The following is a 22863-nucleotide window of genomic DNA, read 5'->3' on the forward strand; positions in this document are numbered from 1 at the left end:
CGGTGCCTGGGACTCGTTTTCGCCCCTACGCCATCGCGACGACGACTTTGCCGGCCTTGGCCCGTCCCTTCTCGACGTGTTCCATGGCCTGGAGGGTCTCTTCGAACGGGAAGACGCGGTCGACGACGGGGCGGATCTTCCCGGTGTCGATGAGGGGGGTGAGTTCGCGCAGTTGGTCGCCGTCGGCCTTCATGAACAGGAACGAGTACGTCACACCGTGGCGCCTGGCGTCGCGCCGGGTTCTGAAGCTGAGGGCGGTCATGGCCAGGCGGAGGATCGGGTTCGCGCCCAGTTCGCGGGCGAAGGCCGGGTCGGGCGGGCCCGCGACGCTGATGGCCGTGCCGCCGGGCTTGAGAACGCGCAGGGACTTGGCGAGGTTCTTGCCGCCGAGGCTGTCGAGGACGACGTCGTAGCCGTCGAGGACCTCTTCGAAGTCCTGGGTGCGGTAGTCGATGACGACGTCCGCGCCGAGGTCCCTGGCCAGGTCGACCTTGGCGGTGCTCACGGTGGTGGCCACGTGCGCGCCCAGCGCCTTGGCCAGCTGGACGGCGATGGAGCCGAGGCCGCCGGCGCCCGCGTGGACGAGGACCTTCTGGCCCGGCTGTACGCGGGCCCGCTCGACCAGTGCCTGCCATGCGGTCAGGGCGACCAGGGGGAGGGAGGCGGCCTCGGCCATGGTGAGGGTGGCCGGTTTGGGCGCCAGGTCGTCCTGGTGGACGGCGATGAGTTCGGCGAAGGTACCGATGCGGTCCTTGTCGGGCCGGGCGTAGACCTCGTCGCCCACCGTGAAGCGGGTGACGGACGGGCCGACCCGGACGACCGTCCCTGCGAGGTCGTTGCCCAGGACGAGCGGGAGGCGGTAGGGCATGAACGCCTTGAAGTCTCCGTTGCGGATCCTGATGTCCAGCGGGTTCACGCCCGCCGCGTGGATCTTGACCAGGACGTCCTCGGCACCCACCTGGGGGTCGGGTGTTTCGGCGGCGCGCATCCCGGCCTGGTCGCCGTACTTCTCGACCATGAAAGCCTTCATCGTCGTCTCCGTTCCGTTTCCCGTCCGTGAAAGGCCGGGGTCTCCGCTCGCCCCGGGCTTCTCCCCGTACGAGATGGTTTGTGCTGCTCTCCCGGCTGCGGCGCGGGCGCACCTCGTCCTCAGCCGCGTTCCCCCGTCAGGCCATCGGCACGACCGGGGTGGTGACGCGGTCGGCGGCGCCTCCCTGGATGCGGTCCAGGGTGGCGGCGATCCCTTCGTGGGGCATACCGAGCGGCACCGCGCTGACCTCGGCCAGGCGGGTGTACTGCGCGTCGGTCAGCCGGACGTCGAGGGCGCCGAGGTAGCTGTCGAGCTGGGAGAGACTGCGCGGGCCGATGATCGGGACGAGCGTGGCCACGGAGCGGGCGGCGCGCTCGCGCACCCAGGCCACCGCCACCTGGGCGGGCGTCACGCCGGTCTCCTCGGCGATCGCCAGGACGGTGTCGACGACGGCGGTCTTCTGGCCGGTGCTCTCGGTGTGGATGACCATGCCCAGGTCGCTCAGGCGCCCCTCGGCGGAGCTGCGGTACTTGCCGGTGAGCAGTCCGCCGCCGAGCGGGGACCACAGGGCTGCGCCGAGCCCGAGGCTCTCGGCCATGGGCAGGAGCTCACGGTCGGCGGTGCGCTCGACGAGGCTGTACTCGTGCTGGATGCCCACGATCGGGGCCCAGTCCTTCAGGTCCGCGAGGGTTACCGCGCGCGAGACGCGCCAGGCGGGGAAGTTGGACAGCGCGGCGTGGTGGATCTTGCCGGCGCTCACCAGGTCGTCGAGCCCGCGCAGGAGTTCCTCCATCGGAGTGAGCTCGTCGGGGAAGTGCACCCAGCGCAGGTCGATGTAGTCGGTGCCCAGGCGCTTCAGGCCGGTCTCGACCGAGGCGACCATGTTCTTGCGGCTGTTGCCGGTCTTGGAGATGTCCGGCTGCGGGCCGGCGCCGAGGGTGAACTTCGTGGCCAGGACGAAGTGGTCGCGGTCGGCGGAGATCAGCTTTCCGGTCAGTTCCTCCGACTCGCCGAACTGGTAGCCGTCCGCGCTGTCGAGAAAGGTGCCGCCGGCCTCGGCGAACCGGTCGAAGATCCGGCGTGCCTCGTCGGGCTCGGCGCCTGCGCCCCAGCCGGTGCCGAAGTTCGCGGTGCCGAGCGCGTACTCGGAGACGCGCAGTCCGGTCCGGTGGCCGAAGGTCGTGCAACGCACGAGATGTCCTTGCGTGAGGGGTGGGAGGGCGGTCGCGCCGGGGTGCAGGGGTGAGCGTCAGCCCGCGTTCGGCTGGGGGGCCGCGGACAGGCTCTGCTTGACGTACCGGCTGGTCTCGTCGGCGAGGATCTCGGGCAGGCCGGTCTCGACGCCCTGCAGGGCCTGGGCCGCGACGTCGGCGGCGGAGACCTTCTGGTCGGCGGGGACGTCGGCGGCCATGTCGGTGTCCATGTAGCCGACGTGCAGCGCCGAGACGGTGATCCCGCGCGGTGCCAGCTCCTCACGGGTCGCGTCGCTCAGCGCCCAGGCGGCGGCCTTGGACGCGGCGTAGGAGCCGAGTCCTGCCGGATGGAACCAGGACAGGGCGGACAGGACGTTGAGCACGGCGCCGCCGCCGTTGCCCTCGATCACGGGGGCGAAGGCGCGGGTCGCGGCGAGCGGGCCGAAGAAGTTGGTCTCCATCTCCCGGCGCACCTCGGCCACGTCGCCTCCGATCAGCGTCGCGCCGGTGGAGATGCCCGCGTTGTTGATCAGCAGTGTCGCGTCGGACGCCACGCGCGCGGCCTCTCGTATCGACGCCTCGTCCGTGACGTCCAGCCGCAGCGGGACGACGCCCGGCACGTCGACCGTCTCGGGGCGTCGGGCCGCGCCGTACACCTTCGCGCCGCGCTCGACGAGCTGGGCGGCCAGGTGCCGTCCGAGGCCCCGGTTGGCGCCGGTGACGACTGCGACCGCGTTCTTCAGTTCCATGTTCACTCCTGGTCGTGGCGGGCGCCGTCGGCCACCCGCAACTTTTTAGATTACGAAGACAATCTAAACACGGGCCTATGATAGATGCCAGTCGACATCCAAATGGGAGGTGGTCATGGGCCGCGTATCGCAGGCGCAGGCGGAGGAAAACCGCAGGCGGGTGGTGGACACCGCGTCCCGGCTGTTCCGGGAGCAGGGCATGCAGGTCAGTGTCGCCGACCTGATGAAGGCGGCCGGTCTGACTCACGGCGCCTTCTACAAGCAGTTCGCCTCCAAGGAGGCGCTCGTCGACGAGGCCACCGCCCACGCCTTCGCCGAGCTCGCCCGACGCCACAGCGCCGGACTCGAGCGGTACGAGGGTCAGCGCGCCGCCGCCCAGCAGGCGCTCATCGACACCTACCTCTCCGTCGAGCACCGCGACGACCCGGCGGACGGTTGCCCGGTCGCCGCGCTCGCCACCGACATCGCGCGCGAGGGCGGGGCGCGAGAGGCCCGTCGCGTCTACGCCGAGGGGGTGGCCGACTTCGTCGATTTCCTGGCCGGTGACGACCAGGACGGCATCGCCCGCCTCTGCACCCTGTTCGGTGCGCTGGTCCTGTCCCGGGCCACCAAGGGCTCCCCGCTCTCCGAGGAGATCCTCGCCGCCGCGCACGCGGCCTTGACCGAAGCGGGCTGATCACGGGCGCGGTGCGGGTGCACATCGACGGCGCTCGTGGGCGACGAGGTGTCCGCGGCCGGGCGGAGGTGGGTGGGGGAGAGGCCGCTGGTGTTGGCCGGAGGGTCGGTGGCGTCGACCAGGACGGCGCGGTCGCTCTAGATACGGGCGGCGGTGAGGGTGTCGCCGGTGCGGATGGTCGCGAAGCGCATGCCGCTCCTTCGTCGGGGAGTCCGGTCCTTACCGGGCCTTACTGGTTCTTGAGCTGGACGGTGGTGCCCGGCGCGAGGCGCTGGATCGCGGTGCCGGTCAGGCCGTTCTCGCCCAGGAGGTTGGCGACGGAGTGCTGTCCGAGTTCGCTGAGCATGAGTTCGTGGATCTGGATGACGTGTTCGGGCTTGACGGCGCGGACGTAGTCGGCGGCTTCACCGAGCTTCGTCCACGGCCCGCTGGTGGGGAGCAGCAGGGTGCGCACGGGGACGTCGGGCGCGCAGTAGGCGTCGCCGGGGTGGTGGAGAGTGCCCTCGTCGAGGAGGTAGCCGACGTTGTCGGGGCACGGGATGTCGGCGTGGATCGGCGCGTGGCGGTGCCCGTGCACGGCGACGGGGATGGAGCCGACGGTGAAGGTGTCGCCGGCGGCGACGGTGTGCACGCGGCTGTCCTGGCCGCCGAGGGCCGCCGCGACGGCGGCGGTGCCGTAGACCTGCAGTTCGGGCCGGTCGGCGAGTGCGGCGGCGATCAGCTTCTCGTCGAAGTGGTCGAAGTGCTCGTGGGTGATCAGGACCGCTTGCGCCCGAGCGACAGCGGCCGCCGCGTCCGGGGTGAAGGTGCCGGGGTCGATCACCAGACGGGTGTCGTCCTTCTCGACGGTGACGCAGGCGTGGGCGTGCTTGGTGAGCTTCACGGGATTCCTCTCGGACCGAGCGCTTTCTGCAGCTAAACTGTACACCTTGGTTGTGTATTGCGTGGGGCGTGACGACGTGAGGCGTGACCGGGGCCGGACACTCCCGCCGCGCGACCGCGGTCATCTCCTCAGGAGCCGCTCCCGCCCGGCGTGGCCGCGTCGCCGGTGAGGGCGAGCCGCAGCCCCTCGTCGGTGACGGTGACGTCCTTCGGCCTCGGGCCGAGCGCGCCGGCGGCGCTGTCCCGGCTTTCCCGCCGGGGCGACGCGGTGAGGCCGTCCACGCGGGACTGCACGCGGTCGAGCAGCGCCGCGGACGCCGCTCGGGCGCAGCCGCCACCCCTGAAAAGCGCGACCCGGTTGACGGCGGTCCACCGGCTCCCGCGCTTCCTGCTTCTATCAGCCAGGACGTCCGTGATCCGCTGGTGGTCCGGCGCGACGACTCGGTGTTCGGTCCCGCGGTCTGCGTCAAACGCCGTGCTCATGAAGCTCGTTCAGGCATTCAGATGTTCTGACGTTCTGTCAGTTCTGTTCGGGTGGATGGGGCGCCATGCGCCGGGTGCCCCCGGGCGCCGGTCGCGGGATGCGTCAGGGGGCGGACGGCGCCCTCGTCTGCCGTCCGTCCCCCTGCCCCCCCCCACACGCGCCCTCCTGGGCCGCGGTGGTGGTCGGTTCAGGCGAGAGCGTCGAGGGCGGCCAGGATGTCGGCCGGTTCGGCGCGGGCGGTGTAGTCCGTGTCGACGAAGGCCCAGCGGATGGTGCCGTCGCGGTCGATGACGTACGTCGCCGGCAGCGGCAGGGTGCGGGCGTGGCCGCCGTTGACGCGCTGGAGGTCGAAGCCGAACTTGTCGTAGACGGCCGCGAGGTCGGCCGGCAGGTCGAACGCCAGCCCGTACTGCTTCGCGGTGTCGGAGCCGACGTCGCTCAGGACGTCGAACGCCAGCCCGTGCTTCTCGGTGAGGGACAGTGACTCGTCCGGGATCTGCGGGGAGAGGGCCACCAGTCGCGCACCGCGACCGGTGATGTCCGCGTGGTGCTGCTGGAGCGAGCGCAGGGCGATGTTGCAGTACGGGCACCACGCGCCGCGGTAGAAGGTCAGGACCACGGGCCCGTCGGTGAGCAGGGCGTCGAGGGACACGGTCCGCCCGGTCGCGGACGGGAGGGTGAACCGCGGGGCGTGCGCCCCGACGGTGAGCGCGCGCTCGGCCTGGCCGGAGGCGGCGAGTTCCTCCCCCGCCCGTTCCATGACCGCCCGCACTTCGGCGGGGATCTGCTGATGCCGGGCCTCGTAGAAGCCGCGCAACTCGGCGTTGAGGGTCATGGGCGGGTCCTCCTGGGCTGTGGCGGGCGCGGGTCTCCACGGGCGCCGGACGCCGGCGCACCCGCCCACCGTAACTTGGAATGGGCGTTTCAAGATAGCGTCGTGCGAGGGCATGTGCCAGTGGTGGCACGGTAGTTGACGGTTCGGAGCGTGGTGAAGGGGCGGTGGCCGACGAGGGTGAGGGCGGGGGCGAGGGCGGGGGACGGTGGACGAACCCGGACGGCCGCCGGCCTCGGCGGACCCCGCAGGAGCTGTGTGCGGCGACCCCTGCCCGCTATCTTGGAATTCCCATTTCAAGACAGCGGGGTGAAGCATGTCCGACGTCAAGCACTTCGATCCGGACGTGACCTTGGAGACCGTGGTGCGGCTCTTCTGGCGGCAGGGCATGGCTTCGACCGGTATCCAGGACGTGGTGACGGCCACCGGCGTCAACCGCTCCAGCCTCTACTCCACCTTCGGTGACAAGCGGGCGCTGTACCGGGCTGCCCTGCGTCGCTACCTCGAGCAGCGCTCCCAGCCGGTGTTCCAGCGCCTCGCCGAGGACGGCAGGGGGCTGCCGGCCATCACCGAGTTCTTCACCGGGCTCATCTCGGCCCGCTGCTCGGGTGCGTACGCCCGTTGGGGCTGCATGGTCTCCAACGCCCACGCGGGGACCGAGAACGACGACCCCGGGGTCCGCGCCCTCCTCGACCGGCACCACCAGCAGCTGCGCGACGCCATGTACGCGGCGCTGGTCGCCGCCGAGGAACAGGGGCAGCTCGCCGTCGGCGTCGATCCGGGGGCCTCCGCCGACCTGCTGGCGCTCCTCGCGTACGGCGTCAACCTGCGCTCGCGGGCCGGAGCCGACGCGCACGCCCTCGCGGACACCGTGAAGGCCGCCCTGGGGCCGATCAGCGCCCCGGCGGCAGCGCGGCGCCCGTAGCGCGACGCACCCCGGGCCGGCCGGGATCATCCTCGGCGATCCCGCGCTGCCGTCCGGCGCCCAGGCGGCAGGCACCTCGGTGAGGACGCCCGCGCCTCCGACGCGAGGCCAGGAAGTCCGTGACCGTGACGGCCGGAAAGAGGACGAAGACGCCGGGCGCGACGCCGTTCACGCCGTTCCGCACGCGCGGCTTACCCCACAGCCCGCCCCGCCCGTCACCGCCCCGGCCCCCGCGACGGCCGGGGCGAAGAGCCGGTGCAAGAGGCCACTCGGACAGGGAAAACGCAACTTCGACATGGCCCGCAGAGGCAGCTACCTTCACCTGGTCCTCGGCGACCGCCCACGGTCGCACGGGAGTCACTTCGGGCTGAGCCACCCGCGGCGGGACGAGTCGGGCACGCCCCACGAACCCTCGCCCCCCCTGCGTGAGCCACCGCACCGGGTCCACACCAGGCACCCCCGACCAGGGAGAGACGCATGCCCCATCTCGCGCTGTACACGTTCGGCGTCCTGACATCACCTCTCGCCGATCCCGCCCCTCTCACGCGCGAGTTCTACGACATCGGTGAGGCCGTCTACCGGGAGATCAGCCGGCACCCCGGGTACCTCGCGCGTGCTGAAGCGGCGGACGGCGACCGGGGCGCGCTCTTCGAGGCGGACTGGGGTGCGTGGGGAGAGTTCGCCGTACCGGCCTGGTACGCCAAGGGCCGTACGCCGGAAACCACCGCCCTGGCCGCGTCCCTCTCCCTCTGGACCGACCTGCGCCCCGCCTTCGACGCCGTCCACACCGGTCCGCACCGTGAGGCGCTGGGCAGGCGTCACGACTGGTTCGAGAGGACGGGGCACCCGAATCACGTCTTCTGGTGGGTCTCCGACGGCGTGACACCCACCTGGCAGGACGGGGTTTCCCGGCTGGAGCACCTCCACGACCACGGCTCCGCGCCGCACGCCTTCACCTTCCACGACTCGTTCGCCCCGGACGGGACTTCGGCCAGGATCAAAGGAAACTGAGCCCTCGGCGTGGACCGCGTTCGTCGGCTTCGCCGTCCGGTGGGCGACTCGACAGGCGACGGGTCCGCCCCCGGCGAGTCACCAGGGGCGGACCCGTGTCGGGCGGACCCGTGTCGGGCGGACCCGTGTCGGGCGGTGCCGGCCGGCCGCCCCTTCGGGGAAGGGGCTCCGGTGCGTGGGCCGTTCACACGGTCGTGGGCTGTCCCAGGAGGGTGCGCACCGCCTCCGCCACCGACGGGAGCCGGGTGTCGAGGTAGAAGTGGCCGCCGTCGAAGGTGAGGAGCTCGCCCGGGCGCGTGGAGTGGGCGAGCCAGCCGCGGGCGTCGTCGACCGGGACGACCGGGTCGGCGGTACCGACCATGACGGTCAGCGGGATGTCGAGGGGCGGTCCCGGCAGCCAGCGGTAGCGGCTGAGGGCCGCGTAGTCGGCGCGGAGGGTGGGCAGCACCATCTCCAGCAGCTCGGGGTCGTCCAGGACCCGGCTGCCCGTGCCGCCCAGGCGGCGGATCTCGGCGATCAGGGCCGCGTCGCCCTCCAGGCGGTCGCTCGCCCGGGGCTCCATGCTCGGGGCGCCGCGCCCGGACAGGATCAGCCGCCGCGGGGTGACCAGGTCGAACTCGGCCAGCACGCGGGCCGTCTCGTAGGCGACGACCGCGCCCATGCTGTGGCCGAAGAACGCGTACGGGCGCTGCGGGACGCGGGCCAGTTCCTCGGCGACGGCCCGCGCCAGATGGGTCAGGGAGGTCAGCGCGGGCTCCAGTCGGCGCTCCTGCCGCCCCGGGTACTGGACGGCCACCACGTCGATGTCGGGTGCCAGGGCCCGGGTCAGGCCCAGGTAGGCGCTGGCCGCGCCGCCCGCGTGCGGGAAGCAGACCAGCTGGAGCCGGCCGCTCTCGCCGCCCCCACCGCCCTCGGCGCCTGCGAACCGCCGCAGCCAGCGGCTCTCCACTACGGACATGTCGGGTCCAATCCAGCGGCCGCCGCGCCCCGCCCGGCGATGCGGTGCGGGGCGCGGCAGCCGCTTGTCGTCGCGAACGGCTGGGCGATGGTTCAGGGGCGGGCGGAGAGGCGCGCGGCCGCGTCCACCGGTTGTGCGGCCGCGTCCACCGGTTGTGCGGCTGTGTCCGCCGGCGGGAGGAAACCGGCCTCCGTGAAGAAGGTGACGTACCGCCGGAACAGGTCGACCGTCATCTTCGGGCACTCGATCCCGGTGTCCGCCAGTGCCCTTTCGGCCACACTCGTGTCGACCGGCGGGTAGAAGGTCCCGTCGCCCCTCGCCATCATCTCGAAGGCCTCCAGCAGCGGAAGCATCACGTTGTCGGGGTCCGACCGCACCAGGGCGCTCCAGGAGTCCCGGTCCAGCTCCTCCAGGCGGTGGCCCCGTGCCCTCAGTTCGGTGACGAACTCGGCGAAGGTCATGTGGCTCTGGTTGTAGAGGTGGAAGGTGCCCGGACGGACCCGCCCCGACAGCGACAGGGCGACCAGCGCGGAGCTGACGTAGTCCACGGGCGTGAGCGGCACCGCGACGTCCAGGCCGGCCGGGACGGCGCCCGCCTGGATCAGCCCGCGCAGGCTCAGCCAGACGAAGTCGCGGGTCTGGCAGGCACCGTTGACCTGGTCGCCCGAGACGACGTCCACGCGGTAGACGGAGACCGGCAGACCCCGGTCGCGGGCGATGCCGATGACCTGTTCGGCGACCCACTTGCTGCGCAGGTAGCCGCTGGGCAGCGCCTCGGCCGGCCCGGTGGGGTCGTCCACCTTCAGCGGACGGCCTCCCGTCTCCTGGCCCGCGAAGACGCCGGTCGTGGACAGGTAGTGGACCGGAACGGTGCGGTGCCGTGCCGCGAGCCGCAGGACCTCCCGCGTGCCGCCCACGTTGGCCGCCTTCAGCGTGCCGAACGGGTGCAGCCAGTGCACCTGGGCACCGCCGTGGTAGACGACGTCGACGGTGCGGGCGAGGGCGTCGAACTCCTCCTCGCCCAGGCCGAACCGGGGCTCGGCGAGGTCGCCGACGACCACCTTGATCCGGGCGGGGTCCACCTCGTCCCAGACGCGGTAGTACTCCAGGTTCTCGCGCAGCCGCCGCAGGCCGTCGGCCGCGTCGCGCGCGCGGACCAGGCAGTGCAGGGTGCCCCGGGTGGCGCGCGCCAGGTCGCGCAGCAGGAACGCGCCGAGGAAGCCGGTGGCGCCGGTCAGGAAGATCTCCGCCGGGTCGTCGACCTGCCGTACGACCTCGGCGGCGGGCCGGATCGCCTCGTCCAGGCGGATCTCCGCCGCGTGGTCCTCCCCCTCCCGGCCGGCCGCCGACGCGGCCGTGCCGTCGCCCGTGCCGTCCGCGCCGTCCGTCAGGGCGGTCCGCAGGAACTCCGCCAGGGCGCGGGGGGTGGGGTGGTCGAAGACCAGGGTGCCGGGCAGGCGCAGGTCCAGTTCCGCGGCGAGGCGGTTGCGCAGTTCCACCGCGGTGAGGGAGTCGAACCCGAGCCCGCTGAAGGGCTGTTCGACGGCGAGGGACGACGGGTCGCTGTGACCGAGGACCGCCGCCGTGGCGGTGAGCACCACCTCCAGGACGAGGGCGAGCTGTTCGCGTTCGTCGGCCGCGGCCAGGCGCCGCGCCAGACCGTCCGCCGTGCGCTCGGAGTTGTTGGCGGCGCGCCGCACCGGCCTGCGCACCAGGGAGGCGAACAGCGACGGCACCTGCGCGGGACGCTCCCGCATCGCGGCGAGGTCCAGCGGGGTGACGACGGGGGCGGCGTACGGCAGGGCGAGGGCGAGGTCCAGCAGCCGGGGGCCCTGCTGCGGGGAGATGACGCCGAAGCCGGCGCGGGTGATGCGGGCGATGTCGGCCTCGTCGAGGTCGCCGGCGATGCCGGAGTCCTGGGCCCACAGCCCCCAGGCCACGGAGGTGGCGGGCAGGCCCCGGGCGGCGCGCAGGGCGGCGAGTCCGTCCAGGAAGGCGTTGGCCGCCGCGTAGTTGGCCTGGCCGGCGCCGCCGATGACTCCCGCGACGGAGGAGAACAGCACGAAGGCCGACAGGTCCAGCCGCTCGGTCAGTTCGTGCAGGTGCCAGGCGGCGTCGGCCTTGGGCGCCAGCACGGCGTCGAGACGCTCCGGGGTGAGGTCGCCGACCAGGCCGTCGTCGGTGACACCGGCCAGGTGCAGGACACCGGTCAGCGGGTGTTCGGCGGGCACCGCGTCGAGGACGGCGGCCAGGGCGGCACGGTCGGCGATGTCGGCGGCGACGACGGTCGTCGTGGCGCCCAGCCCGGCCAGTTCCGCCCGCAGGTCCTCGGCGCCCGGCGCGGCGGGCCCGCGCCGGCTGACCAGGAGCAGGTGCCGCACCCCGTGCTCGCCCGCCAGGTGGCGGGCGAAGAGGGCGCCGAGGCTGCCGGTGCCACCGGTGATCAGGACCGTGCCCTCGGGGTTCCAGCGCCGGGCGCCGTCGTCCTCGGCACGGGGAGCACGAGGGGCCTGGGGGGTACGGAGCAGGCTCGGCAGCAGGACGCGGCCGTCGCGGATCGCGGCCTGGGCGGCGCCGGAGGCGACCACCGCGGCCAGGGGGCCGGCGAGGGCGTCCGGATCGTCCGTGTCGGCGTCCACCAGGACGATCCGGTCCGGGGACTCCGACTGCGCCGAGCGCAGCAGACCCCAGTCCGCCGAGCCGGCCGGGTCGAGGAACTCCTCGTCCCCGGTGGCCACACCGCCCCGGGTCACCACGACCAGCGGTACGGCGCCGGGCCGCTCGTCGGCCAGCCACCGCTGGACCAGATCGAGGGTGGCACGGGTGTGCGCGTGCACGGCGGCCACGACGTCCGCGCCCCGCGGGTCGACGGCGGGCCTGAACACCACGACCGCGTCGGCCTCGCCGCGCCCGGCCCGCCCGGCCGCCTCGGCCAGGCTGAGACTGTCGGTTCCTCCACCGGTGCGCTCGGTTTCCCGGCCGGTGCGGCCGGTTCCCTCGCCGGCGGGGGCGGCGGTGGGGCGGTCGAAGTCCTCGCCGACGACGGCGAGGGCCGGGGCGGTGGGGGGCACGGGCAGCGGGGTGGCCTGCCAGCGCACGTGGAACAACGCGTCGGCGTCCCGGGCCAGGGCGTCGCGCACCCGCCCGGCGTCCACGGAGCGGCTGGTCACGGCCCGGGCGAAGGCCACGGGCCGGCCGGCGCGGTCGGCGAGACGCAGGGCGACCGTGTGCTCGCCCGTCGGGACCAGGTGGGCGCGCAGGGCGGTGGCACCGGTCGCGTACAGCTGGAAGCCGCTCCACTCGACGGCGAGCGTCTCGTCGTCCCGTTCCCCGTGCGGGCCGGTCAGCGCCGCGGCGTACAGGGCCGAGCGCAGCAGCTCCGGGTGCAGGCCGAAGTCGGCGGCCTCGCCGTGCAGCGCCTCGTCGAGGACGAGGTCGGCGAACACCTCGTCGCCGAGCCGCCAGCCGGCGGTGACGCCCCGGTCCGTGTCGGTGTCCCCGAGGGCGAGCGCGGCGGCCTCGGCGGGCGGCCACGCGGCCGGGGGGCCGAACGGCGCCCTGGAGCCGCCGTGGCCCAGCCGTCCCCGCGCGCACTCCGACCACGGCAGGTCGCCGCCGTCGGGGCGGGCGTACAGGGTGAAGGCCCGCGTCAGGTCCGCGTCCGGCTCCCCGACGGACAGCTGGAGCTGGAGCCTGCCGTCCTCCGGCAGCGCCGGCGGCAGGTCCAGGACCAGCGACTCCACTGCGCCCGTGCCGAGTTCGTCACCGGCGCGCACGAGGGCGTCCACCAGGGCCTCCGGCGGCAGCGCGGTCGCTCCGAGGAGGGTGTACCGGGTCAGCCACGGGTGACTGCGCACCGAGACGCGGCCGGTGAACAGCGCGCCCCGGCCGTCCGCCTGTTCCACCTGGGCGCCGAAGACCGGGTGTCCGCCCGGCCGGAGACCGAGGCCGGCGGTGTCCAGGGCACCGGCGACGGGCTTGATCCAGTACCGCTCGTGCTGGAAGGCGTACGTGGGCAGGGGCGACTCGATGCGGCGGGCACCGGTACCGGCGAAGAAGGCCGTCCAGTCCACCCGGACGCCCTGGGTGTGCAGGGCACCGACGGCCTGGACGAGGATCCGGGCCTCGTCGTGGTCGCGGCGCAGGAGGGGGAGGGCGGTGGTGTCGTCGAGGGTGTCGCGGGTGAGGGCGGTGAGGACGGCGTCGGGGCCGATCTCGACGAAGACGCGGGTGCCGGTTTCGTGGAGGGTGGTGAGGGCGTGGGTGAAGCGGACGGTGCCGCGGATCTGGTCGGTCCAGTACTGGGGGTCGGTGAGTTCGTCGGCGGTGGCGATGCGTCCGGTGAGGGTGGAGACGAGGGGGATGTGGGGTTTGTGGTAGGTGACGGTGGCGGCGACTTGTCGGAACTCGTCGAGGATGTCGTTCATGTGGGGGGAGTGGAAGGCGTGGGAGACGGTCAGGCGTTTGACGCGGGTGCCTTTGGCCTGCCATTCCTCCATGACCTTGGTGACGGTGTCCTGGTCGCCGGAGATCACGGTGGCGCGGGGGCCGTTGACGGCGGCGACGGCGATGTGTTCCTCGCCGTGGGGCAGGAGGGAGGCGCGGACTTCTGTCTCGGTGGCCTGGATGGCGGCCATGGCGCCGCCTTCGCGGGCGGCTTGCATGAGGCGTCCGCGGGCGGTGACCAGTCGTGCGGCGTCTTGCAGGGAGAAGACGCCGGCCGCGTGGGCGGCGGCGAGTTCGCCGATGGAGTGGCCGGCGACGTGGTCGGGGGTGATGCCCCAGGAGTGGATGAGGCGGAAGAGGGCGACTTCGATGGCGAAGAGGGCGGGTTGGGTGAACTCGGTGCGGTCCAGGTGGTCGCCGTCGGTGATGACGTCGCTGATCGGGCGGGGCAGGTGGGGGTCGAGGGCGGCGGCGACCTCGTCGAAGGCGGTCGCGAACACCGGGAACGCCGCGTGCAGCTGGCGGCCCATACCCAGCCGCTGCGCTCCCTGCCCCGTGAACAGGAAAGCGGTCCCACTCGCGTCACGTACCCGTGACGGTTCCGCACCGCTGCCCTGCGCCAATGCCTTGACGGCGTCGATGAGTTCGGTGCGGTCGGCGCCTGTCACCACCGCGCGGTGCTCGAAGGCCGTTCGCTCGGTGGCCAGGGACAGGGCGATGTCCTGTGCGGCGAACGCGGGGTGGGTGTCGAGGTGGGTGAGCAGGCGGGCTGCCTGGTCGCGGACGGCCTGCGCGCTCCTGCCCGACAACACCCAGGGAACGACGGGAAGGGCGAACTCGGCCGGGTCGGCTTCCGGGGCGTCCTCGGCGGGGGCCTGCTCGACGATGACGTGGGCGTTGGTGCCGCTCACGCCGAAGGCGGAGACGCCCGCGCGGCGCGGCCGGCCGTCGACCTCGGGCCACTCCCGTGCCTCGGTCAGCAGCTCCACCGCACCGGCGTCCCAGTCCACGTGGCTGGACGGCTTGTCCGCGTGCAGGGTCTTCGGCAGCACCCCGTGCCGCATCGCCTCGATCATCTTGATCACGCCGCCCACTCCGGCCGCGGCGACCGAGTGGCCGATGTTCGACTTGAGCGAGCCCAGGTACAGCGGGCGCCCGGCGGGACGCCCCTGACCGTAGGTGGCGAGCAGCGCGTGGGCCTCGATGGGGTCGCCGAGGCGGGTACCGGTGCCGTGGGCTTCGACGGCGTCGACGTCGGCCGTGCTCAGACCGGCGTTCGCCAGGGCCTGCTTGATCACGCGTTCCTGGGACGGACCGTTGGGCGCGGTCAGACCGTTGCTGGCCCCGTCCTGGTTGACGGCCGTACCGCGGATCACCGCCAGGACACGGTGGCCGTTCTTCCGCGCGTCGGAGAGTTTCTCGACGAGGAGCATGCCGACGCCCTCGGACCAGCCGGTGCCGTCGGCGTCGTCGGAGAAGGACTTGCAGCGGCCGTCGGCGGACAGCCCGCGCTGACGGGAGAAGTCCACGAAGCCGCTCGGGGAACCGGAGACGGTGACGCCGCCCGCGAGGGCGAGCGTGGACTCGCCCGAGCGCAGCGACTGCACCGCCATGTGCAGGGCCACCAGCGAGGAGGAGCAGGCCGTGTCGACGGAGACGGCCGGGCCCTCCAGGCCGAAGGTGTAGGCGATCCGGCCGGAGGCCACGCTGGAGAGCTTGCTCGTCATGAGGTAGCCCTCGAGCTCCTCGGGGCCTTCGCGGTCGAGGTAGCTCTGTTCCACCAGGCCGGCGAACACGCCGGTGCGGCTGCCCCTGAGGGCGGCCGGGTCGAGGCCGGCGCTCTCCAGCGCCTCCCACGCCGTCTCCAGCAGGACGCGCTGCTGCGGGTCCATGCCGAGGGCCTCGCGCGGTGAGATGCCGAAGAAGGCCGCGTCGAACTCGGCGGCCCCGTCCAGGAATCCGCCCTCGCGGGTGTAGGACTTGCCCGCCCTGCCGGGCTCCGGGTCGTACAGGCCCTCGATGTCCCAGCCGCGGTCGGTGGGCCAGGGGGTGATGCCGTCCACCCCGTCGGCGACGAGCCTCCACAGCTCGGCGGGCGAGGTCACCCCGCCCGGGTAGCGGCACGCCATGCCGATGACGGCGACGGGCTCGTCCTGACCGCTCTCCAGCTCGGTGATCCGCTGCTTGGCCTTGTGCAGGTCGGCGGTCACCCACTTCAGGTACTCGACCAGCTTCTCCTCGTTGGTCTGTCCCTTGGCGGCGGGGGTCTGCCGGGCCCGGTCGTTGGACTCAGTGGCCATGCTGGTTCGTCTCTCCTCAGTCCGGGCGGGGGCGCCGGTGGGGCGCCCCCGCCGAAGTTCAGTGCGCAGAACGGCCGAGCTGGGTGTCGATGAAGGCGAAGAGGTCGTCCGCCGTGGCGGCCTCGAGGGACTCGGTCACGTCCGCCGCGTCGTCCTCGGGTGTCTCCGCCGCCGTCATCCGCGCCAGCAGCGCCTTCAGCCGGGCGGTGACCGCGGAGCGGGTCTCCTCGTCGTCGGGGGCGTCCGCACCGAGCAGTGCCGCCTCCAGGCGGTCCAGCTCCGCCAGGGCGGGGGTCCCGCCCGGTGCGTCGCCCACGTCCAGCCGGCCCAGCAGGTGGGCGGCGAGCGCCTCGGGGTTCGGGTGGTCGAAGACCAGCGTGGAGGGCAGCCGCAGACCGGTGGCCGTCGTCAGCCGGTTGCGCAGGTCGACGGCGGTCAACGAGTCGAAGCCGAGGTCCTGGAAGGCCCGGTGGGCGGCGACCTGATGGGCCCCGGCGTGGCCGAGCGCCGCCGCGATCTCACCGCGCACCAGGTCGAGCACGGCCTGCTCGCGCTCCTCGGCGGGCAGGGCGGCCAGCCGTTGCTCCAGCGGGACCAGGCCCGCGGCACCGCCCGTGGCGTCCGCGCCGTGCGCGGCGCCCCGGCGGCCCGGCGCGGGGACCAGGTCGCGCAGCGCGGCCGGTACCCGGCCGTGCGCCCGCAGGGCCGCGAGGTCCAGCGGCAGGGCCACCAGGTGGGCCGCGCCCTCCGCGAGCGCGGCGTCGAGCAGGCCGAGGCCCTCCTGCGCGGGGATGAGCCGGAAGCCTTCCCTGGTGTAGCGCTTGTGGCCCGCCTCGCCGAGGCCGGCGTTGATGCCCCCGCCGATCTCGGCGGGGTCCCACACGCCCCAGCCGATCGCGGTGGCCGGGAGGCCCTGGGCGGCGCGCAGGCCGGCCAGGGCGTCGACGAACGCGTTGGCGGCGGCGTAGTTGGCCTGACCCGGCCCGCCGAGGACGCCCACGCTCGACGAGAACAGGACGAAGGCGGACAGGTCCCGGTCCCGCGTCAGTTCGTGCAGGTGCCAGGCGGCGTCGGCCTTGGCCGCGAGGACCCCGGCCAGGCTCGGTGCGCCCAGGTCGGCGATCAGCGCGTTGTCGAGGACGCCCGCGGCGTGGACGACCGCGGTGAGGGGGTGCTCGGCGGGGATGCCGTCCAGGACGGCCGCCAGCGCGGCGCGGTCCCCGGCGTCGCAGGCCGTGACGGTGACCGTGGCACCCGCTCCCGTCAGCTCCTTGACCAGGGCCTCGGCGCCCGGGGCCGCGGCGCCCTCCCGGCCGAGCAGCAGCAGGTGCCGTACGCCGTGCTCGGCCACCAGACGGCGGGCCACCAGAGCGCCGAGGGCTCCGGTGCCGCCGGTGATCAGCACGGTCCCCTCGGGTGACCCGTCGAAGCCGGGACGGGAGGGGCGGGCACCGGATCGAGCGGCGACGGACGGGTCGGCATCGGATCGAGCGGAGACGGGCAGGTCGGCATCGGATCGCGGGGGCACGGACGGGGCGGCCGCGGTGGAGTCGACGCGGCGCAGGCGCGGCACGCGGATCCCGGCGTCGCGTACGGCGGCCTCCGGCTCGTCGGCGGCGACCACCGCCGACAGCAGCGCGTCCGACGCGAGCGGCTCGCCCTCGCCGCCCGCCGACCGTTCCAGGTCAAGGAGGAAGATCCGGCCCGGTGCCTCGGCCTGTGCGGAGCGCAGGAGACCCCGGACTCCGGCACCTGCCAGGTCGGCGACCTCCTCGCCGCCGACGGCGACGGCACCGCGGGTGACCACGGCCAGCGGGACGTCCCCGAGACGCTCGTCGGCCAGATATTCCCGGACCAGGGCGAGGGCGTCACGGGTGCGCCGGTGCAGGGCGTCGACCACGTCGGTGCCGGACTCGTCGTGCGCCCACACGCGCAAGGCGTCGACGGGGGCACCCGCCGCGATGGCCTCCGCCGCTTCGGAGAGGGTCGAGTAGGCGGTGCCGGTGCCGTCGCCGCCGTCCGGGCCCAGGTCGGCCCAGCGCAGGGGGGCCTCGGCCGTCGGCAGCTCGGCGATGCCCCACTCGGTGCGGTACAGCGGCAGGGCCGCCCGGCCGGCGGCGGTGAACCGGTCGTACGGCACGTCCTGGAAGACCAGTCGGCCGACCGTGAGGACCGGCTCGCCCGCGGCGTCGGTGAGCCGGACGGCCAGGGTGCGTTCGTCGACGGCCTGCCACTGGACACGGACGACCGTGGCACCACTCGCGTGCAGCCGCACGTCGTGCCATTCGGCGGGGACGAGAACGGTGCCCGGACGGGCCGGGGCGACGGCGTCGGCCTCCTCCGCCGCACGGAGGGCCGCCTCCAGCAGCCCCGGGTGCAGTCCGTAGCGGACGGCGTCCGGCAGCAGCTCGTCGGCGAGCGCCACCTCCGTACCGCTGCCGTCGCCGACGGCACGCACCGGCCGGGCGGCGGCGACGGACAGGCCGCCCTCCGCGTACGTGGTCCAGCGAGCGCCCTCGTCGGCCGGCCGGGCGTACAGCGTGAAGGCCCGCAGACCCGAGCCGTCGGGGCCGGCGACGGCGAGCTGGATCTCCGTCGAGGTCAGCGCCGGGAGCACGAGCGGGGTGTGCACGGTGAGGGTGTCGAGCGCGCCGAGGCCCACCTCGTCACCGGCGCGCACGACGAGGTCCACGAGTGCGGCGGTGGGCAGGACGGGGGCGTCCAGGACGGCGTGCGTCTCCAGCCACGGATGCGTCTCGACCGAGACCCGGCCGCTGAACAACACCCCTTCGCTCCCCGCCGGTTCGACCTTCGCGGCGAGCAGCGGATGACCGAGCGAACTCCAGCCGCGCGCCTCGTCGGCCGGGACGGCGTCCTTGCGCTCCATCCAGTGGCGTTCGCGTTGGAAGGCGTAGGTGGGCAGGGGCGTCGGGGTGGTGGTACGGGGGCCGAGGAAGGCGGACCAGTCGACCGGCACGCCCGCGGCGAACGCCTGGGCCACGCCGGAGATCAGGGTGTGGGTTTCGTCGTGGTCGCGGCGCAGGAGGGGGAGGGCGGTGGTGTCGTCGAGGGTGTCGCGGGTGAGGGCGGTGAGGACGGCGTCGGGGCCGATCTCGACGAAGACGCGGGTGCCGGTTTCGTGGAGGGTGGTGAGGGCGTGGGTGAAGCGGACGGTGCCGCGGATCTGGTCGGTCCAGTACTGGGGGTCGGTGAGTTCGTCGGCGGTGGCGATGCGTCCGGTGAGGGTGGAGACGAGGGGGATGCGGGGTTTGTGGTAGGTGACGGTGGCGGCGACTTGTCGGAATGCGTCGAGGATGTCGTTCATGTGGGGGGAGTGGAAGGCGTGGGAGACGGTCAGGCGTTTGACGCGGGTGCCTTTGGCCTGCCATTCCTCCATGACCTTGGTGACGGTGTCCTGGTCGCCGGAGACGACGGTGGCGCGGGGGCCGTTGACGGCGGCGACGGCGATGTGTTCCTCGCCGTGGGGCAGGAGGGAGGCGCGGACTTCTGTCTCGGTGGCCTGGATGGCGGCCATGGCGCCGCCTTCGCGGGCGGCTTGCATGAGGCGTCCGCGGGCGGTGACCAGTCGTGCGGCGTCTTGCAGGGAGAAGACGCCGGCCGCGTGGGCGGCGGCGAGTTCGCCGATGGAGTGGCCGGCGACGTGGTCGGGGGTGATGCCCCAGGAGCGGACGAGGCGGAAGAGGGCGACTTCGATGGCGAAGAGGGCGGGTTGGGTGAACTCGGTGCGGTCCAGGTGGTCGCCGTCGGTGATGACGTCGCTGATCGGGCGGGGCAGGTGGGGGTCGAGGGCGGCGGCGACCTCGTCGAAGGCGGTCGCGAACACCGGGAACGCCGCGTGCAGCTGGCGGCCCATACCCAGCCGCTGCGCTCCCTGCCCCGTGAACAGGAAAGCCGTGGAGCCGGGGCGGTGTGTCTGGGTCGGCCGGGTGCCGGTGCCTTCTGCCAGCGCTCTTACCGCGTCGGCGAGTTGGGTGCGGTCGGCGCCCGTGACCACCGCGCGGTGGTCGAAGGCGGCGCGTTCGGTCGCCAGGGACAGGGCGATGTCCTGTGCGGCGAGTGCGGGGTGGGTCTCCAGGTGGGTGAGCAGGCGGGCGGCCTGGTCGCGGACCGCCTGCGCGCTCCTGCCCGACAACACCCACGGAATCAGCGGCAGTTCGCCACGTTCGGTGGTGTCCCGCTTCGCGGGGGCGGCCGGGGGTTCCTCGATGAGGACGTGGGCGTTGGTGCCGCTGATGCCGAAGGAGGAGATGCCCGCGCGGCGCGGTCGGCCGTCGGTGGCGGGCCATTCCCGTGCCTCGGTCAGCAGCTCGACCGCTCCTGCGTCCCAGTCGATGTGGCTGGACGGCTTGTCGGCGTGCAGGGTGCGGGGGAGGGTCCCGTGGCGCATGGCTTCGATCATCTTGATGACGCCGCCGACGCCGGCGGCTGCCTGGGAGTGGCCGATGTTCGACTTGAGGGAGCCGAGGTAGAGGGGTTTGTCGGTGGTGCGGTTGCGGCCGTAGGTGGCGAGGAGGGCCTGGGCTTCGATGGGGTCGCCGAGGCGGGTGCCGGTGCCGTGGGCTTCGACGGCGTCGACGTCGTCGGTGTTCAGGCCGGCGTTGGCCAGGGCCTGCTTGATGACGCGTTCCTGGGAGGGGCCGTTGGGTGCGGTGAGGCCGTTGCTGGCTCCGTCCTGGTTGACGGCCGTGCCGCGGATGACCGCCAGGATCTGGTGGCCGTTCTTGCGGGCGTCGGAGAGGCGTTCCACCAGCAGCAGGCCGACGCCTTCGGACCAGCCGGTGCCGTCGGCGTCGTCGGAGAAGGACTTGCAGCGGCCGTCGGCGGACAGCCCGCGCTGACGGGAGAACTCCACGAACGTGGCGGGTGTCGCCATGACCGTGGCACCGCCCGCGAGCGCGAGGTCGCACTCGCCGTTGCGCAGCGCACCCGCGGCCATGTGCAGGGCCACCAGCGAGGAGGAGCACGCCGTGTCGACCGTGATCGCCGGACCTTCGAGACCGAAGGTGTACGACAGCCGGCCGGAGGCGACACTGCCCGCGCTGCCGGCGGCGAGGTAGCCCTCCAGCTCCTCCGGGACGGTCCCGGTGGCGGTGGCGTAGTCGTGGTACATCACGCCGGTGAAGACGCCGGTGCGGCTGCCGCGCAGGGTGGCCGGCACGATGCCCGCGTTCTCCAGCGTCTCCCAGGCGGTCTCCAGCAGCAGGCGCTGCTGCGGGTCGGTTGCGGTCGCCTCGCGCGGTGACATGCCGAAGAACTCGCGGTCGAAGAGGTCCGCGTCGTGCAGGAAGCCGCCCTCGCGGACGTACGACGTCCCGTACTGCTCCGGGTCCGGGTCGTACAGCTTCTCGATGTCCCAGCCGCGGTTGGACGGGAACTCGCTGATGGCGTCGACTTCGCCGGAGACCAGGTTCCACAGGTCCTCCGGGGAGGACACCCCGCCGGGGTAACGGCACGCCATGCCGACGATCGCGATCGGTTCCATGGAGGCGGAGTCCGCGGTGACGGCGACGGACTCCTCCTCACCGAACAGCTCGGAGGCCAGGTGCGTGGCGAGGGCGGCGGGGCTGGGGTGGTCGAAGATCAGCGTGCTCGGCAGGCGCAGTCCGGTCGCGCCGTTGAGCTGGTTGCGCAGTTCGACGGCGGTGAGCGAGTCGAAGCCGAGTTCCTGGAAGGCGCGCCGGGGGTCGACGGCACCGGCGTCTGCGTGTCCGAGGACCGCGGCGACCTGCGCGCGGACGAGGTCGACGAGGGCCTGTTCGCGCTCTTCCCGGGACAGGGCGCCCAGGCGCTCGGCCAGCGAGGCGGCGGCATCACTCCGCGTGTCGTTCGCGCGTCGCGGACCTGCCGGGACCAGAGCGCGAAGGAGCGGGGTGGGAGCCTGGTGCTGTGCGCGCAGGGCAGCGGTGTCGATGCGGCTGACGGCGAGGACCGGCTCGGTGCCCGCCACGGCGGAGTCGAACAGCGCCATCGCCTCGTCCGTGGCGAGGGGCAGCAGCCCCAGGCGCTTGATGCGTTGCAGGTCCGCGTCGCCGAGTTCGCCGCTGATGGTGCTGGTCTGGTTCCACAGGCCCCAGGCCAGTGACACGCCGGGCAGTCCGAGGGCCGTGCGGTGCTGGGCGAGGGCGTCCAGGTAGGTGTTGGCGGCGGCGTAGTTGGCCTGGCCGGCATTGCCGATCAGGCCCGCGATCGACGAGTAGAGAACGAAGGCGGACAGCTCCAGGTCCTGCGTCAGCTCGTGCAGGTGCCACGCCGCGTCCGCCTTCGCCGCCAGTACGGCGTCCAGGCGCTCGGGGGTCAGGTCGGTGAGCACGGTGTCGTCCAGGACTCCGGCCGTGTGGACGACGGCCTTCAGGGGCCGGTCGGCCGGAATCCGTGCCAGGACGTCCGCCAGGGAGTCCTTGTCGGAGACGTCGCAGGCGGCGAGGGTGGCCTCGGCTCCCAGGGCGAGCAGTTCGTCCTTCAGTTCGGTGGCGCCGGGTGCGTCCGGGCCGCGGCGGGAGACCAGGAGCAGGTTTTGTGCTCCGTGGGTGGTGACCAGGTGGCGGGCCAGTACCGCGCCCAGGGTTCCGGTGGCGCCCGTGATGAGGACGGTGCCCTGGTCCCAGCGCACCGTCCGCTCACCGGGTTCGCCGGTGGCGCGGTTCAGGCGGGGCACGTACGTCACTCCGTCACGTACGGCCAGTTGCGGTTCGCCGGTGGCGAGGATCGTCTCGGTGTCCAGGTCGGTGTCCGGTTCCAGGTCGGCGAGGACGATGCGGCCGGGGTGTTCCGTCTGTGCCACGCGCACCAGTCCGGTGACGCCGGCCGCGGCGAGATCCGCGACTTCCTCGCCGTCGAGGGCGACGGCGCCGCGGGTCACCACGACCAGGGTGTTGTCCGCTTTGCTGTCGTCGGTCAGGAACTCCTGGATCCCGTGCAGGGTGTCGTACAGCACCTCGGGCGCGGACCGCCCGCCGGAGACGACCTCCACGACCTCGGCCCCGTCCGGGGCCGGTGCCGTGCCGACCGGTACGGGCTTCCACCGCACGGCGAACAGGCCGTCCGGGCCGCCCGGGGCCGCCGCCGCACGCAGCGCCTCCGCCGACAACGGCCGCAGCGTCAAGCCCTCCACGGACGCCACCGCGGCACCCGTACCGTCCGCCACCGTCAGTGCGACGGAGTCGGCGGCGTCGAGGGAGAAGCGCACCCGGACCGTCCCGGCGCCCACCGCGTGGATCGTGACGCCCTCCCATCCGAAGGGCACGAGGGCCTCCCGGTCCTGGTCGACGACGCCGGGCAGGAGGGTGTGCAGGGCGGCGTCCAGCAGGGCCGGATGCAGCAGGTAGCGCCCGGCCTCGGCGCGCTGTCCCTCCGGCA

Annotated in this window: 12 protein-coding genes; 3 read left to right on the forward strand and 9 right to left on the reverse strand. The window is 73.4% G+C overall.

What is annotated here, in order from left to right; genetic code table 11:
• Positions 1 to 25: 25 nt before the first annotated feature.
• From ACH4N1_RS25075 to ACH4N1_RS25085, 3 genes are all read right to left on the reverse strand, one after another.
• The gene (locus ACH4N1_RS25075; RefSeq protein WP_398100250.1) at positions 26 to 1030 is read right to left on the reverse strand and encodes an NADP-dependent oxidoreductase; all 1005 of its coding nucleotides are present in this window, start codon (positions 1028 to 1030) and stop codon (positions 26 to 28) included.
• Positions 1031 to 1166: 136 nt separating this feature from the next.
• Positions 1167 to 2222, reverse strand: coding sequence for an aldo/keto reductase (locus tag ACH4N1_RS25080; protein WP_398100251.1), 1056 nt, complete (start codon positions 2220 to 2222; stop codon positions 1167 to 1169).
• A 57-nt stretch (positions 2223 to 2279) separates the two neighbouring features.
• The gene (locus ACH4N1_RS25085; protein WP_398100252.1) at positions 2280 to 2972 is read right to left on the reverse strand and encodes an SDR family oxidoreductase; all 693 of its coding nucleotides are present in this window, start codon (positions 2970 to 2972) and stop codon (positions 2280 to 2282) included.
• Positions 2973 to 3087: 115 nt separating this feature from the next.
• On the opposite strand from ACH4N1_RS25085, the gene ACH4N1_RS25090 reads away from it, so the two are divergent.
• Complete coding sequence (locus tag ACH4N1_RS25090) at positions 3088 to 3648, forward strand: TetR/AcrR family transcriptional regulator (RefSeq protein WP_398100254.1); 561 nt, start codon at positions 3088 to 3090, stop codon at positions 3646 to 3648.
• Between the two features lie 229 nt (positions 3649 to 3877).
• Here the strand turns inward: ACH4N1_RS25090 and ACH4N1_RS25095 are convergent, their stop codons facing one another.
• From ACH4N1_RS25095 to ACH4N1_RS25105, 3 genes are all read right to left on the reverse strand, one after another.
• Entirely contained in the window at positions 3878 to 4531 is a 654-nt protein-coding gene (locus tag ACH4N1_RS25095; RefSeq protein ID WP_398100255.1) for an MBL fold metallo-hydrolase, read from the reverse strand.
• A gap of 128 nt (positions 4532 to 4659) precedes the next feature.
• The gene (locus tag ACH4N1_RS25100) at positions 4660 to 5013 is read right to left on the reverse strand and encodes a hypothetical protein (RefSeq protein WP_398100256.1); all 354 of its coding nucleotides are present in this window, start codon (positions 5011 to 5013) and stop codon (positions 4660 to 4662) included.
• Between the two features lie 188 nt (positions 5014 to 5201).
• Entirely contained in the window at positions 5202 to 5849 is a 648-nt protein-coding gene (locus ACH4N1_RS25105; RefSeq protein WP_398100257.1) for a peroxiredoxin-like family protein, read from the reverse strand.
• A 313-nt stretch (positions 5850 to 6162) separates the two neighbouring features.
• Between ACH4N1_RS25105 and ACH4N1_RS25110 the strand changes: the two genes are divergently transcribed.
• Both ACH4N1_RS25110 and ACH4N1_RS25115 read left to right on the forward strand, forming a co-directional pair.
• Positions 6163 to 6771 (forward strand): TetR/AcrR family transcriptional regulator, encoded by a 609-nt coding sequence (locus ACH4N1_RS25110; protein WP_398100258.1) that lies wholly within the window; start codon positions 6163 to 6165, stop codon positions 6769 to 6771.
• 477 nt (positions 6772 to 7248) lie between these two features.
• On the forward strand, positions 7249 to 7782 hold the full coding sequence (locus ACH4N1_RS25115; RefSeq protein WP_398100259.1) for a DUF3291 domain-containing protein: 534 nt from the start codon (positions 7249 to 7251) through the stop codon (positions 7780 to 7782).
• A 184-nt stretch (positions 7783 to 7966) separates the two neighbouring features.
• Here the strand turns inward: ACH4N1_RS25115 and ACH4N1_RS25120 are convergent, their stop codons facing one another.
• From ACH4N1_RS25120 to ACH4N1_RS25130, 3 genes are all read right to left on the reverse strand, one after another.
• Positions 7967 to 8740, reverse strand: coding sequence for a thioesterase II family protein (locus tag ACH4N1_RS25120; protein ID WP_398100260.1), 774 nt, complete (start codon positions 8738 to 8740; stop codon positions 7967 to 7969).
• A gap of 92 nt (positions 8741 to 8832) precedes the next feature.
• Positions 8833 to 15396: a thioester reductase domain-containing protein gene (locus ACH4N1_RS25125; RefSeq protein ID WP_398100269.1), complete on the reverse strand. Its 6564-nt coding sequence runs from the start codon at positions 15394 to 15396 to the stop codon at positions 8833 to 8835.
• Between the two features lie 148 nt (positions 15397 to 15544).
• A partial coding sequence (locus tag ACH4N1_RS25130; protein WP_398100262.1) for an SDR family NAD(P)-dependent oxidoreductase occupies positions 15545 to 22863 on the reverse strand: 7319 nt, incomplete at its 5' end.

The organism is Streptomyces sp. NPDC017202 (assembly GCF_044331705.1).
GTDB lineage: Bacteria > Actinomycetota > Actinomycetes > Streptomycetales > Streptomycetaceae > Streptomyces.